16 protein-coding genes are annotated in these 12,748 nt (G+C 47.2%); 3 read left to right on the top strand and 13 right to left on the bottom strand.

What is annotated here, in order from left to right; genetic code table 11:
* Positions 1–480: 480 nt before the first annotated feature.
* A complete protein-coding gene (locus GQF01_RS01485) occupies positions 481–984 on the bottom strand; it encodes a GNAT family N-acetyltransferase (RefSeq protein WP_161405060.1) in 504 nt (167 codons plus the stop codon).
* A gap of 374 nt (positions 985–1,358) precedes the next feature.
* On the opposite strand from GQF01_RS01485, the gene GQF01_RS01480 reads away from it, so the two are divergent.
* From GQF01_RS01480 to clpP, 3 genes are read left to right on the top strand one after another with little or no spacing between them, the layout of a single operon-like run.
* Positions 1,359–1,943, top strand: coding sequence for an ArsR/SmtB family transcription factor (locus GQF01_RS01480; protein WP_161405058.1), 585 nt, complete (start codon positions 1,359–1,361; stop codon positions 1,941–1,943).
* 14 nt (positions 1,944–1,957) lie between these two features.
* The gene (locus GQF01_RS01475; RefSeq protein WP_161405056.1) at positions 1,958–2,266 is read left to right on the top strand and encodes a hypothetical protein; all 309 of its coding nucleotides are present in this window, start codon (positions 1,958–1,960) and stop codon (positions 2,264–2,266) included.
* 39 nt (positions 2,267–2,305) lie between these two features.
* Complete coding sequence (gene clpP / locus GQF01_RS01470) at positions 2,306–2,887, top strand: ATP-dependent Clp endopeptidase proteolytic subunit ClpP (protein WP_161405054.1); 582 nt, start codon at positions 2,306–2,308, stop codon at positions 2,885–2,887.
* Positions 2,888–3,227: 340 nt separating this feature from the next.
* Here the strand turns inward: clpP and GQF01_RS01465 are convergent, their stop codons facing one another.
* From GQF01_RS01465 to GQF01_RS01415, 12 genes are all read right to left on the bottom strand, one after another.
* Positions 3,228–4,412: a M24 family metallopeptidase gene (locus tag GQF01_RS01465; RefSeq protein ID WP_161405052.1), complete on the bottom strand. Its 1,185-nt coding sequence runs from the start codon at positions 4,410–4,412 to the stop codon at positions 3,228–3,230.
* Between the two features lie 54 nt (positions 4,413–4,466).
* Entirely contained in the window at positions 4,467–4,931 is a 465-nt protein-coding gene (locus tag GQF01_RS01460; RefSeq protein WP_202555993.1) for a hypothetical protein, read from the bottom strand.
* A gap of 34 nt (positions 4,932–4,965) precedes the next feature.
* Positions 4,966–5,391: a hypothetical protein gene (locus GQF01_RS01455; RefSeq protein ID WP_161405048.1), complete on the bottom strand. Its 426-nt coding sequence runs from the start codon at positions 5,389–5,391 to the stop codon at positions 4,966–4,968.
* Positions 5,388–5,534, bottom strand: coding sequence for a hypothetical protein (locus GQF01_RS01450; RefSeq protein WP_161405046.1), 147 nt, complete (start codon positions 5,532–5,534; stop codon positions 5,388–5,390). Before GQF01_RS01450 ends, GQF01_RS01455 begins: the two co-directional genes overlap by 4 nt.
* Before the next feature lie 15 nt (positions 5,535–5,549).
* Positions 5,550–5,699, bottom strand: a complete 150-nt coding sequence (locus tag GQF01_RS35825) for a hypothetical protein (protein WP_164819826.1) — start codon at positions 5,697–5,699, stop codon at positions 5,550–5,552.
* Positions 5,700–5,715: 16 nt separating this feature from the next.
* Complete coding sequence (locus GQF01_RS01445) at positions 5,716–6,588, bottom strand: hypothetical protein (protein ID WP_161405044.1); 873 nt, start codon at positions 6,586–6,588, stop codon at positions 5,716–5,718.
* A 12-nt stretch (positions 6,589–6,600) separates the two neighbouring features.
* Complete coding sequence (locus GQF01_RS01440) at positions 6,601–7,533, bottom strand: hypothetical protein (RefSeq protein ID WP_161405042.1); 933 nt, start codon at positions 7,531–7,533, stop codon at positions 6,601–6,603.
* Between the two features lie 3 nt (positions 7,534–7,536).
* Entirely contained in the window at positions 7,537–8,994 is a 1,458-nt protein-coding gene (locus tag GQF01_RS01435; RefSeq protein WP_235958754.1) for an ATPase, T2SS/T4P/T4SS family, read from the bottom strand.
* Between the two features lie 57 nt (positions 8,995–9,051).
* The gene (locus GQF01_RS01430; protein ID WP_161405040.1) at positions 9,052–10,287 is read right to left on the bottom strand and encodes an AAA family ATPase; all 1,236 of its coding nucleotides are present in this window, start codon (positions 10,285–10,287) and stop codon (positions 9,052–9,054) included.
* A 20-nt stretch (positions 10,288–10,307) separates the two neighbouring features.
* Positions 10,308–11,015: a CpaB family protein gene (locus GQF01_RS01425; protein ID WP_161405038.1), complete on the bottom strand. Its 708-nt coding sequence runs from the start codon at positions 11,013–11,015 to the stop codon at positions 10,308–10,310.
* Between the two features lie 143 nt (positions 11,016–11,158).
* Entirely contained in the window at positions 11,159–12,118 is a 960-nt protein-coding gene (locus GQF01_RS01420; RefSeq protein ID WP_161405036.1) for a PfkB family carbohydrate kinase, read from the bottom strand.
* Between the two features lie 6 nt (positions 12,119–12,124).
* Positions 12,125–12,721 carry a TetR/AcrR family transcriptional regulator gene (locus GQF01_RS01415; protein WP_161405034.1) on the bottom strand — a complete coding sequence of 199 codons (597 nt, stop codon included), beginning with the start codon at positions 12,719–12,721 and terminating at the stop codon, positions 12,125–12,127.
* Positions 12,722–12,748 lie beyond the last annotated feature (27 nt).

The following is a 12,748-nucleotide window of genomic DNA, read 5'->3' as shown; positions in this document are numbered from 1 at the left end:
GCTAGTACAAAAAAAGGTCGTGGTAAATCACGCCAAAAGTTTTCTTTCATCATTAAAAACCCCTCTATACCTACCAGAACAATCGTTGTCCTTAGAATATTAAAATACTTGCTGTCAGTGGAACATTATTCAAACACCATCACAGGTTAACAAAAGACATTCCATAAAGTACACGACTTTATTATAAACTGAATAACGTCATGATGGGTATGTCCCCTTCGTAACGTCAACAATGTTTCGTAATTACACAGGTTTTAATTATTTTCCATTTGGCAGCCCAACAGTTACATCTCTTACGTCAAAGGAGTTCTTTCCACTATCACCAGTTATGCACTGTAGGGTATCTGATAATAACTCTATAAGCACTTTAGCATCATTGGAATTTGGGTCCTATGGCACTATATATTTTTCTCGAAATTCCATCAACACAGAAAATTGCATAAAATCCAATATGTATTGAAATAAACGTGTCCCAATAGTTTAATCTACTACGACCCTATGGCTTGGGTGGTCTATAGAATAAATTACTTGTTCTGCATCAAATCGAGTAACTCTTTTTACTTCATAAAACCCAAGTTTCTTTAATAAGGCACATGACGAAGTGTTTGCCGATTGCGCCTCAGCAAGTATCTTTTTATATGCTTTATCTTCGAAAGAATGGCATAATACTTGACTTACCGCCTCCAATGCAAAACCATTACCCCAAAAACTTGATAAAAACATATATGAAATTTGAGTATATTCTCCATCATAATGTGGTGTTAATAAAATGCTTCCTACGAATGCACCTGAACCTAGTTCTTTAACTGTCCAATAATGGCAGTTTTCTTGGGGATTTATCCATTCTGTAATTCTATCTTCAATTTGCTGTGAACTTCTTTGACCGCCCAAGTAATCCCATACTTTAATGTCATTGTATAATTTCAACAAATCAATATAGTCAGCTTGATTAGTTATGTTAATGCTACAACGATTTGTTTCCAATCTGCATTCTCCCCGTCAGAAGTTTAACTTTCGTTGAAACCACGTTTATAAATTTATTAGTTATTCTTCTTATGAAGCTAACTAACCTCGTCCTATTCTAACACGACTTCCTCAACTAATCTGCCCGTTCGCTTAATACCCTCTGCTGTTAATCATTTGCTCTAACTCAGTAAAAAAACGTTCACCACCCAGTAATGAGTGAAGTGAACGTTTTTTATTTCAAATCTTATTTGTCATTTCAAAACTTTATTGGCAATTTCAAAACCAATTTGTCATCCAATACACACACATTCTAACCGCCCATTGACTTTCCCTCTTCCACGTAATAAAATATTTTTACGTAACATAATCATTGTACTGGAGGCATCCTCTCCATGCTAAACGATATTCAAGAAAGGTATTACATTGAGTCACCCGAGCAAGCTACTGTACTGCTTAACCCCCTACGTGGGGAGATTATCGCACAGCTTCTGGAACCAGGCTCTGCAGCTGAAGTAGCTCGAACGCTTGGCGAGACCGCGCAGCGAATCAACTATCACTTGAAGGCTTTGGAAAAAGCGGGTTTAGTGCAGCGAGTCGGTACGCGTCAAGTGCGCAATCTGGTCGAGGTCCTGTACAGATCCATTGCCAAAACCTTCGTGCTTGCTGATTGTCTCAGCATGAAGCCCGAAACTGTGCAAAAGCTGAAGGACCAAAGCTCGCTCGCCCATCTAGTCACAACCTCAGAGAGAATAAGACGTGATGCCATGCTGCTGATGGAGCAATCTGATGTTGGGCAAGAAATTCCCAGTGCTACACTGCAGTTGCAGGTTCATTTGTCCGATGAGCAGCAGCGACAGGCCTTCATTGAGGAATATGCTGCCATGGTACAGCAATTAGTGGAACGTTACGCTGCCGGCAAAGATGAGAATGAAGCCTATCAAGTATTATTAGCCGTGTATCCGAAACCGAAAGAATGAGGAGGACACCTGCGATGAGTCAAGAACATGAACAAGAGCAAGAACAAGAATCAAAAAGAGAACAGAAGAACACAGCGCCAGGAACACCTGTTATCTCATGGGAGCGCCCTGTAGAGCGCGTAGTTCCTAACAAATCAGATAACCAAGTGATCTCCATCGACGACTATCGCCGCCAGAGCATATCTGAGTCGGAAGCTACCATCACGGTCCGTGAATTCCATTCTCAGGGCGAGGAACCTGTCCGTCTTCTCATTATTTCCTCAGGTTTTGGCCAAAAACAGCCTGTTTACCGTCATACTGTACAAAGCAGAGCGGCATGTTAACAGGAATACATTACTCTCAAAATAGAAAGGATGAATCCTATGAGCTTTATACCTATGGTTGTTGAACAAACCGCGCGCGGAGAGCGCTCTTACGATATTTATTCCCGTTTGCTGAAAGACAGAATTATCTTCTTAGGAACAGAAGTGAATGATCATGTAGCCAATGCGATTATTGCCCAGCTCTTGTTTCTTTCCGCTGAAGATCCAGAGAAAGATATCTCAATCTACATTAACTCCCCCGGAGGTTCAACATCGGCCGGATTGGCGATCTATGATACGATGAATTTCATCAAACCTGATGTATCTACCATTTGTGTGGGAATGGCGGCTTCCATGGGCGCGACTCTACTGTCATCCGGTGCACCAGGCAAGCGTTTTGCCCTTCCAAACGCAGAGGTCATGATCCACCAGCCTTGGGGCGGCGCTCAAGGGCAAGCCAGCGACATTCATATTCGTGCTCAGCATATTCTCAAAACACGCCGCACACTCAACCGCATTCTCTCGGAAACAACGAAACAGCCGATTGAGAAAATCGAGCTGGATACCGACCGCGATTACTTTTTGAATGCCGCGGATGCCAAAGAGTATGGCTTGATAGATAAAGTCATCGAGAAGATCTAACTTCACGTCCATGACTGTTAGGCTTATGGGAACTATAGTCCGTTATTTCGGCTGCGAACGGCCATTTGGCCAAACGAAGGGAACTCTGATCCGCTATTCCCGCAGTTTTAAGTGAGATGAGGCCACCCTGGGGCAAATAAGACCCTGTAGTTCTGCAAGGACCTGAAATTAGCCGATTTAGCTCAAAATAGCGCACTGTAGTTCCCTCCCTCTGCTCGCTCGCACCAATCTAAGCGAATTGGGTAAATGATATAGATCAGCAACACGAAGAGGCTGCCCCAAAGTAGAAAATTCTACGCTCGGGGCAGCCTTGCTGTGTTATATAGCTACTCAAAAAAACTTATACTCGGATAATACCATCCCTCGAAATCGTCAGCTTCTCCCAGCCACTATCCGTGATCAGATACGTATCCTCAACACCGACTACGCCGCGTCCAGGGAAAGTGAACTTCGGCTCGATCGCGATGACCATGCCAGGCGCCAGCGGGTATTTGAAACCCTTGGCGAGAACCGGCAGTTCGTCGATCTCGAGCCCGATGCCGTGACCAAGGAACTTCACTTGGTCGGCGCCGTACCCCATGAAGTGGGCACTCAGCCCCGCTTCCTGCACTTGATCCAGCGCGAGCAGATACAGATGCTCGGCAATCATGCCCGGCTGCAGCTTAGCCTCCGTGGCGCGGAGCACCTGCTCCGCCACGTCGTAAGCCTGCTGCAGCTCAGGGTCTAAATCGCCGATCACAAGCGTGCGCGTCTGATCGATCAAATATCCGTCGACCATGCAGCCAATGTCGACGAGGATCGGTTCACCGCGCACAAGCAGCGCGCGGCCTGAGCTTTGCGGGCTGGACGGGTGTAGCCCCGTGCCCCCGGCCGGCCCGTCAAAATAGGTGGGCACCGCTGCCGCCGCGCCTGTCGCGACCATTCCGGTTATTAACTCGGAATTGTACGCGCGCATGCGCATCAGCCCTTGGTGCCCGCGAAGCCGGAGCTGATGCTCGATGAGCGCCATCAGCTCAAACTCCGCCATCCCCTCACGAATGTGGGGGATGACCGCTTCCAGCGCCGCGTCGACCACGCGCGCCGCCCCCCGAATCGCCGCGACTTCGTCCGGCGATTTGATCATTCGCTGCTCGCGCACTAGCAGCGAGCCATCCTCCCAGGCCGCGCCGGGCAGCGCGGCCTGGAGCTTCCCATACAGCTGGACGGGTAACACGTCCAGCTCAGTCGCAATCCGCAGCGGCGCATCCGCAGCGGATCCGCTCGCGCAGCGCGCGCGAAGACGCTCAGCCAGCGTCTTCCAAGATCCCAGCGCTTCCACGTCCGCTGACGCTTCCTCCTCCGCGCGGACCAAACTCCGGCGAACGAGGTACAACGCCTCGCCCTCCGCCGGGATGAACAAATACCCCGTCTGCATCGAGCCGCAGTAATAATATATATCCACATGATGGGTGACCAGGAAGCCGGACCATCCTCGCTTAATCATCTCACCCTGAAGCCACTGCTGCCTTTGCTGGAAAATCGTCATTCGTACCTCTCCTCACAAACTCCAAGAATGTACACCACATCTGCTATTATACATTCAAAATACCATTTCTGCCGAACACTTAATCCTCCAAGTAATCGGCTGCAGAACAGTATACGTTCTCGGGAACGCCAAACGAATAAACATAATTACCCCTGGTCGGTCCAGCGTAACCGAATAACCGTAGGCGGAGTTCGTGTAGGTATAAGGAAACACCTCCCCTTCATTAACGATCTTAAATAGTTCGACCACCACCTCGTCTTGTAAAAAAGTATTCGGCAGCGGATGATTCGCCGCATCCAGTCTTAAATTTGCTTGTAAATACTGTAGTGCCACAGACTTGGCCTTACTCTCATCTATAGCATAGATGCCCTCAGCCAGCTTGTCTTGATCACTTTGCTGAGCAGCCGCATGCACCGCACGGTTAAGCGCATGCTTCCCATGAAAAAGCGTGTGCATCGCAAGCTCTTCATCCGTTTGCAGCGCATACATCGACATAAACACAACACTCATCAGCGCCATGAAAAGCAGCTTATACACAACATCCCCTCAACCTTCAAGGCACATACTCACTCATCTTCATGCCGCTGGCCCCCATACGGTCAGTTTCCGCAGGGACAGTTATCCCTACCAATTGATCGATAACAAAAAGACGATGATACGGGTAAGTCAGCTTCAAACGCAGTCCCGCTCCACGCCAAACAGGAGTACTCGCATTCGTTCCCCCTATCCCTGTTGTGGTTTCGACCGTATAAATGAGATCCCCTGGCATAAATCCCCTTTCCTCCATGCGAGCCCTGGACTCTTGAATCATTAAGCTGTCAATATAGCCATGCCTGCCGTTAGCGCCAATTTCCAGCAAATAATCCACCTCTTTTTGCAGAACCGCTTGGCGAACGATAACGACATGCTTATACACAGGAGCGAACATAAACCAACAAAGCATAGTTACTAGTAAAACGAAAACCAATAGCTGCTTCATGGATCAATCCGTTCTATCGTCCCATTAATTCTGGCACCGCCGTTACTCACCAGCTTGCGCGTTCCCGTACTTCCGCCAACCACATTGCTATAAATAACAATCACAACTATAATTAGCATCACTGTCACCAAAATAGACCTCACAGCCTGCCCCCTGTATTAAGGCCTCAATGCCGTAATGTCTGTATTTGCTTGTGTGCCATGCGTCGAAATATTCCGCCTTAATCCTGTCGAACCATCATTCACAATCGATGTAAAAAGGAAAGCAACCACAATCAGCATCATAACGGTAACTAAAATATTTCTCATCTCGCACCCCACTCCTTTAGTTAATTGCATGAAATAATCGTTGACCTTCGGCGACCCATGGATACATAAATACCCGGAATGTATTCAAAATTGGCAGTCCGGCGAGTACAAACAGCACATAAGAAACTGCCTCTTTTTTACTCTCCCGGACTAACTCCATTTTCTCTTTGTAGTCCTGAATCCTTTGCTTGAGCAGCTCGTAATAACTGGCGTGTTCATTCAATCTGAGCACATTGAGTGTCTCTCCGAAGCTATGCGCTTCGTCCGTCCCCAACCTTATTTTGAACTGGGCAATCGCCGTTTCCGAGCCTTGATACCATTCATTAAGCAGCAGCCCGAACTGCGTTCGAATCGAACGGGTTTGAGGAGCGCATAAAGATAATTTAGCATGTAAACTCATATGTGAATCATTGTAATAAAGCAGATGATGACTAATGACATAAATCTCCCGTACGATGCGATTTGACCTCTTTTCCTTCAATTGAACCAGCACTTTTTTATCGAAAAACAAAAATAGTAGCAAACAAGCCGCTACTGTCACAACATAGATAGGCTCAATAAACAAAGTGAGCACTGGATGCTGCAAGCCAGCATATCCTAAAGCCCCAATTAGAAAAGTTGCCCCTAACAACATTCTCCTACCGCCTTCGTAGAGCCCTGCATTCATCCGAATGCCGCAGCCCAACAGCAACTGACGTTTCTCTTCTATCATTTTTGCCTTCAGCCCTAAACATTTGAACAACCAGTCAGGAAGCTTTTTCTCCCGAAGTACACTCACGACTTGCCACGTCCTCCACCTGCTGGCTCGAACAGGTACAAGCCTAATAACGTGATAAACTGCCGTCATGATAAACACGAATAAGAGCACATTGGATGCAATCTGAATCATTTCAATAGCCCCTCACATTCTTCGCATTGAAAGATAGATCCCCATAATAAAGGAAACGAATATGAGCAAAAGCGCATCCAAAATCATATTTCTTCCGCCAGGGTCCAAAATATAGTATAAATACGCATTGTCAGCGTTTACTTTGAAATTAATGAACAAAAATAAGGCAAGAAACAAAATCGGCGTAAAATTGGCAATCCGAATCTCTAGAAGTCGATTTCTCTCCATTTGATCCGATCGCTGCGCTTTTCGCATGTCGATTATTAGCTCTTTGAAGCTATCGCCAACAAAACTCCCTTCCGTCAAAGCAACGCGCATAATGCCAATGAAATACTCAGCCCATACATGACCCAATGTGAGTGAAAAAATGCGCAGACTCTCCTCCTTATCTCTCTGCGTCATCAAATTACGATAAAGCTGTTCAAATACAGGCTTTATGGGATACAAAATACGGTTTTCCTCCAAACAATACTTCAGCGCCATTTTCATATTTCTATGAGGATCTACCATATAGTACTGATAAAATACTTCTACAGCCGGGAGAAACTCCAACCGGGTTTGCAGTCTGACACTAACCAGCTTAAGTCGAAGCAGCACATAGGGCAGCGACACGCAGATGCAAGTCAAAATCAAAACCCCTTTTAGCGATTGAAAGTACAAGCTTCCCGCCAAAACACCGACTAAAAATAAGACAAAAGTTAACACCAGCATCGCTTGCAAGCTCATGCCTAATTCGACGGATTCCATCATCTCCTTTACATGCTTAATCAAACGACTTCTCTTGCCCAAATATGCGCTAAAACGATTGCCGAACGAAGACATTTTGACATAATGCAGCCTAAATCTGGCTTTGCGCTGTCGGATTACTAGGTGTAAAACGGATCGCACAGCCAGGAATACGACGATAAACAACAACACCAGAAAGGCATATGTAGCGAAAATCATGCATTACTCGCCTTCTTTCTCAATAAAACCGAGCTTCATCAACAAAGCATACCCCTCTTGGTCAGCCTTGCTGATTTTCCGCGATGCAGGTTGCGACAATTTCCCGGGAAATTTCCATTCCTCTGTCGACTTGTCATAAGCTGCGAGTTCCGTCACGCAAACCTCCTCATTTTCGTACCGATATTCGACGATCCGCACAATCTTCCTTTTCCCGTGGACAACGGCCATCTCCATCCCGATTTGTGTCACAAATGTCGTTATCCGCTTGGTCAACCGCAAAGGGTCCATCCCCCTGCCATCCAGCATGCACATGTCCGTAATCGCATCAGGAACATCCTCAAGTTCACTTACATGGACGGAAGTAATGCTGCCCTCATGACCTCTCGTACAAGCTCTGACATAAAGGTTCGCATCTTCGTCTCTAATTTCCGCGTGACAGATCCGTTTCGGTGATTGACGTAATGCCAGCTTAAAAGCCTGTAAGCCCGAATGTCTCGGATCTTCCTCGTCAATTTCATATTCGACGATATTTTTGTTCGGAAAATCACGCTTCAAATTTAATTCAAATCGCGATTCAATCGTAATAATCCTTTCGTTATGATCCATTTCAGCAATGATTGCTTTAATCAGGTTGGTTTTACCCGAATTCGTAGGGCCAATAACGACAATGTTAAAATAAGAACGGATCAAACACCGAATCAATTGCTCCATTCGATGATTCATCGTGGCAAGCTCCGCGGAAGCCAGAGTCGCCAAATCAAACCTTTTTACGGTGTAAAAACGAATCGTTAACGTCGGCTCAGCCGTAAATCCAAAGCCGGTCATCGTCACTCGCGATCCATCCCTCAGCACGACCTCAGCCCAGCGTTTTCTAGGATTCAGCATATCATTGTTAAAAAGCACCAAATTTTGTTGAATTCTTTCTAATTCACGTACAGAAGGAAGCATATAAGAAGAGGGAATCGCACTCCCGCCACGCACCTCAAAAATCTGCCTCCCCACAACCTGGATCTCTTCAAGTCCCTCCTTATGCTTCAATACCAGCTCCAGTACATTCATTCCGATAATTTCGGCGAAAATCGCCTCCGGCAAAGTCGTATATCCGCTGGTTCGGGGCGGTCTGCCGGTAAGCCTTCTTTTGGTCACGAGGTCATGAATAACGGCAAGAAGCTTCCCACGATCCTCCTCATAACCAAGAATGGCGCGATTCAGCGTCTCATTGTACAGTTGTTTTTCTGCCTCCGTCCTACCTTTCATCGTCACAAGCTCACTGCGTATATCCTGTACCCACTGATCGAAAATCACATCTTCCTGTGCGGACTGTCCACCAGCCTCCTCTCCTAAATCGCTGCAGACATCTCTAGTTCCTGCCTCTAATCTAACCATTTTCTCTATGCTGCAGCTGCTCCCCGCGTATGTTCCTGTATCTACGACCTTTTCCTTCACTTTTCGTTCGTGCATATAAGTAATAATCGAAAACCTTTCCTCATTCACTCCTTTCACCCCGCTTCCCTGTCATTAACTTGCCGTTTTTCTCCCTGTCATCAGCTTTTGCAGCCATGTAATTTGTCTTACAGTCTCCTTCCTGGGCAGTTTATAAAAGTCGGCTAATTTGGCCGCAACAGCTTTAACCTCCTCATACATCGGATGACTTGGGCTCAACATGTCGAGCAGCTTGCCTTGATTGCAGCGAGAAAGTGCGTCCCCATGCTTGGCAATCTGTCCAATCAAATGAAGTTGAGTCTCCTTCCGAATATCTTTAATCGTAAAATCATTATGCTTGGATTGACGTTCTGTCTGAACGGCCATTAACTCAAAACCATCCGGCTGCAAGCCAAAAACCGACCCAACCTGCCGAATCCAGCGCGAAAAATCCTCTTGAAAATGAGCAATATCCGCTGTCGTAACGACAACTTTGCTGTCAGCTTCCAATAATCCGCAAACAGTCGCCGCATTGTCCCAATAGGCATTAACCTCTATGACGCAAATATCAAAGGCTCTCCGGGCTACACGCAGCAAATGTATGATTTCCGATGGAGAAAAGAACTCCGCTTGCTCGCGCAGCATATTCCCATAGAGGACATATAGGCCGTGGGCTTCCTTCGTTTTATCACAAACGGTGAGCAGCCTTTCTGGCGTCAAGCTTTGAGCTTTAAGGTCTGCGCGCAAGCCATCCAGCGTAAACCCATTTTCGTCTCTCCCTAAATAGCGGTGGAGCTTAGAGCTTTTTAGATTCAAGCATAGATATCCCACCTTCTGCGACGTCTCCGCTGCCAGCGAATAAGCCACACCAAAAGAGGCCAAGGTCGTCCCGATATTTGGCGTGGATCCAATGAATGTTACTAACTTACCTACAGGCTGTTGATACCTTAAATCTCCTCCAAACCCATCTACCCAAGCCCGAATATCATCCGCAATGACTGCGGTGCTGCGCCCAGGCTGAATGTAGTCCAACCTCATGAGCTTGCACATTTTCACATACTTCTCGTTGATCGTTACATCATGATAGTTGGAGAGCAAAACAATGATTTTCATGTCAGGCTTCACTCGCTGCAGCCCTTCAAGAAACTCCTCCAAACCGCCAAAATCAAGTTCACGATCCGAAATAATCACATGTGAGAAAGTTAACTCCGCTAACCGATTGATCAAATCTGTCGCTGTTGATGAAATCATCCAGTTCAATGGTTTTCTATAAACAACATGAATAATTTCGTCTATTAATCTTTGATCTGTTGAAAGTAATCCGATATTCATACCTCATCTCTCCTTATCTCTCACTCTCCCGTCAAAATTGAAGAGGAACTGAAAGCAATAACCAGCTTTGCTTTCTTCGCGCTGCATAACCGATCAATCTCCAGCCACTCATTTTCTGTTAGATTCAAATTGATTTGGTCAATTGCCCCATTAGCTTCCAAGCGGGAAGCATACATTTTCTCCTTATCACCTTCCACCTTGGATATCAGATTCGGATTCTTGGGATTGTCGACTTCCACATTCGCCGAAGATTTGACAGAAGCCACCTTAATTTCTTTTTCTTCAAAAAGCCTGCGTGAACTGCCATCTGTACCCGACACATACACACGAACGCGGTCGCCTGCGCGAATACCGTTAGACACCGACAGCAAATATTCCTTAGGTATTTGGAAGGTCGCCTGCTGTGCGCTTGGAAGCATATGATAGCGATTTACCTTCCATTTTAAAATAGGTTCCTTCGTGCCTAGTGGTATCAACGTTTCTTGCCCAATAATCTCGCTTAGGCTAGTCAGCATACCAGAGGTATAACTTCCCTTCTGAACAGGTCGAAGTTCCACCATGTCCTCACGTATTAAGACTCCTGCACGAATAAAATCCTTTGGAACAACGACCGGAATCGTCTGCTGCATCTCCACCTGATTCACTTGCAGCACATATACCCCATAGACGAGCATGGCCGCCATAGCAGCAGCCACCACGGCAATAAGCAGGCTCCTCCTGCGATTCAAACTCTCACCTCCATCGACTAAAAAACAAAAAAAACGCAGCTCTCGGACATTCATCCGAAATCTGCGTTCTTCGCTCATTAAAAATATCATAGAATCTTCCATATTTCAACATAAATTACGAAAAAGGCCTAATCCTGTTTAACTTATTGCACTTCCGCAAGCGTTGGAAGTGCAGCAATTGCACCGCGGCGCGTTGTGGTGATGGCGCCTACGCGGTTGGCAAAGCCAAAAACACGCTCGGCAACGCCAGCCTCAGCCAGCGCCTCAACGATGTTCGCAGGCGTCACGCCTAGCGACGCCAGCTGAAAGAGCATGCCGCCGACGAAGCTGTCGCCGGCGCCTGTTGTATCCACGGCTGCCGCTGGCGTGCCGGGGATGACAACATCCTGCCGCGCGCTCACAACGCGGCAGCCCTCAGGGCCTAAAGTGATAATAATCACTTTAGGTCCGCGCTGCAGCAGCTGCTGCGCCCCAGTGGTCGCGTCCACGCCGAGGAGGAATTCGATCTCCTCCTCGCTGACCTTGACCACATCCGCAAGCGGAAGCTGCGCCAGAATCTCGGCCCGAGCGCTATCTGCGCTCGGCCATAGCGCAAGGCGCACATTGGGGTCGTACGACACCAATGCGCCAAGATCTTTCGCTCTGCGCGCTGCGTCCAGCGTCGCGGTGCGGCAAGGCTCGGCTATCAGGGATACCGAGCCGAAATGATAGACCGCTGCGTCTTCCAGCCACTGCGACTGGACTTCGTCTGCGCGCAGCAGCATGTCCGCCGCTGGGTCGCGGAAAAACAAGAAATCGCGCTCACCGTCCGCGCGCAGCGAAACAAAAGCCAGGCCGGTCTTCGCCTCGTCGGTCTGGACAATGGCCGTTTGCACGCCGACTTCGTCAAGTGTGCGCACGAGGAAATCGCCGAAGGGGTCTCGGCCGATTTTGCCGATAAACCTTGCGTCGCCGCCTAGTTTGGCGACCGCCGCGGCCACGTTGGCCGGTGCTCCGCCTGCTGCCCGTTGGAAGCTCGTTACGTCCGCCAAGGCTTGACCGTTTACTTCGGGTACGAAATCGATTAAAAGCTCACCTAAACACACAATATAGGTTTTACTCATACGTCCTTACTCCCCTTTACTCTGATAGCCTAATGCGTTCAGCACATAGGTGGTTGTTTGCTGAATAAGCGTTTCCATATCTGGCCGCGGGTCCGTAAAAAGCGGCTCAAAAAAGTCTCGCTGCTTATAGAAAAATATCGAACCTAATACAAACATAAGCGTACTGTCCAGAGAACCGAAGTCAAAAAGCCCCTCATTCCTTCCCTTCTCAAGCAGATACCTCACCCTTTCCCATGCAGGAAAAACAAGAGCTCGTATCTTATCGATCCGTGGGGATGCCATAATAATCTCCATTTGGATGAGACTAATCATTTGAGGGTCTTGATTCCGGATCCGAATAATTTCGGCAATAATCGCCCTAATTCCTTCTACAGGATCTTCAATGTCAAAAAGGCCGGAAAGCTTGTGCGATGGGAAAAACTGATTGAAAATTTCATGGAAAACGCTCTCTTTTCCACCAAAATAATAGGAAACCAGAGCCACATTGGCCCCGGCCTCCTCACAAATTTGACGAACGCTTGTAGCATCATAACCATGCTCTGCGAATAACTTTTTTGCAGCGAGCACTATCTTCATCTTTATGTCTGACTCTTGGTGTGCCATACTTTAGCGCCCTCCTTATATTGAAAA

It is taken from the genome of Paenibacillus silvestris (assembly GCF_009882985.1).
GTDB classification, from domain to species: domain Bacteria; phylum Bacillota; class Bacilli; order Paenibacillales; family NBRC-103111; genus Paenibacillus_E; species Paenibacillus_E silvestris.
Note: the sequence above shows the minus strand (reverse complement) of the source record. Positions and strands in the feature narration are given on the sequence as shown.

What these genes read in the sequence shown, in the direction of transcription:
- GQF01_RS01480 (WP_161405058.1), top strand. Translation starts at nt 1,359, where the DNA reads ATGCTAAACGATATTCAAGAAAGGTATTACATTGAGTCACCCGAGCAA.
- GQF01_RS01475 (WP_161405056.1), top strand. Translation starts at nt 1,958, where the DNA reads ATGAGTCAAGAACATGAACAAGAGCAAGAACAAGAATCAAAAAGAGAA.
- clpP (WP_161405054.1), top strand. Translation starts at nt 2,306, where the DNA reads ATGAGCTTTATACCTATGGTTGTTGAACAAACCGCGCGCGGAGAGCGC.
- GQF01_RS01465 (WP_161405052.1), bottom strand. Translation starts at nt 4,412, where the DNA reads ATGACGATTTTCCAGCAAAGGCAGCAGTGGCTTCAGGGTGAGATGATT.
- GQF01_RS01460 (WP_202555993.1), bottom strand. Translation starts at nt 4,931, where the DNA reads ATGGCGCTGATGAGTGTTGTGTTTATGTCGATGTATGCGCTGCAAACG.
- GQF01_RS01455 (WP_161405048.1), bottom strand. Translation starts at nt 5,391, where the DNA reads ATGAAGCAGCTATTGGTTTTCGTTTTACTAGTAACTATGCTTTGTTGG.
- GQF01_RS35825 (WP_164819826.1), bottom strand. Translation starts at nt 5,699, where the DNA reads ATGAGAAATATTTTAGTTACCGTTATGATGCTGATTGTGGTTGCTTTC.
- GQF01_RS01445 (WP_161405044.1), bottom strand. Translation starts at nt 6,588, where the DNA reads ATGATTCAGATTGCATCCAATGTGCTCTTATTCGTGTTTATCATGACG.
- GQF01_RS01440 (WP_161405042.1), bottom strand. Translation starts at nt 7,533, where the DNA reads ATGATTTTCGCTACATATGCCTTTCTGGTGTTGTTGTTTATCGTCGTA.
- GQF01_RS01435 (WP_235958754.1), bottom strand. Translation starts at nt 8,994, where the DNA reads ATGCACGAACGAAAAGTGAAGGAAAAGGTCGTAGATACAGGAACATAC.
- GQF01_RS01430 (WP_161405040.1), bottom strand. Translation starts at nt 10,287, where the DNA reads ATGAATATCGGATTACTTTCAACAGATCAAAGATTAATAGACGAAATT.
- GQF01_RS01420 (WP_161405036.1), bottom strand. Translation starts at nt 12,118, where the DNA reads ATGAGTAAAACCTATATTGTGTGTTTAGGTGAGCTTTTAATCGATTTC.
- GQF01_RS01415 (WP_161405034.1), bottom strand. Translation starts at nt 12,721, where the DNA reads ATGGCACACCAAGAGTCAGACATAAAGATGAAGATAGTGCTCGCTGCA.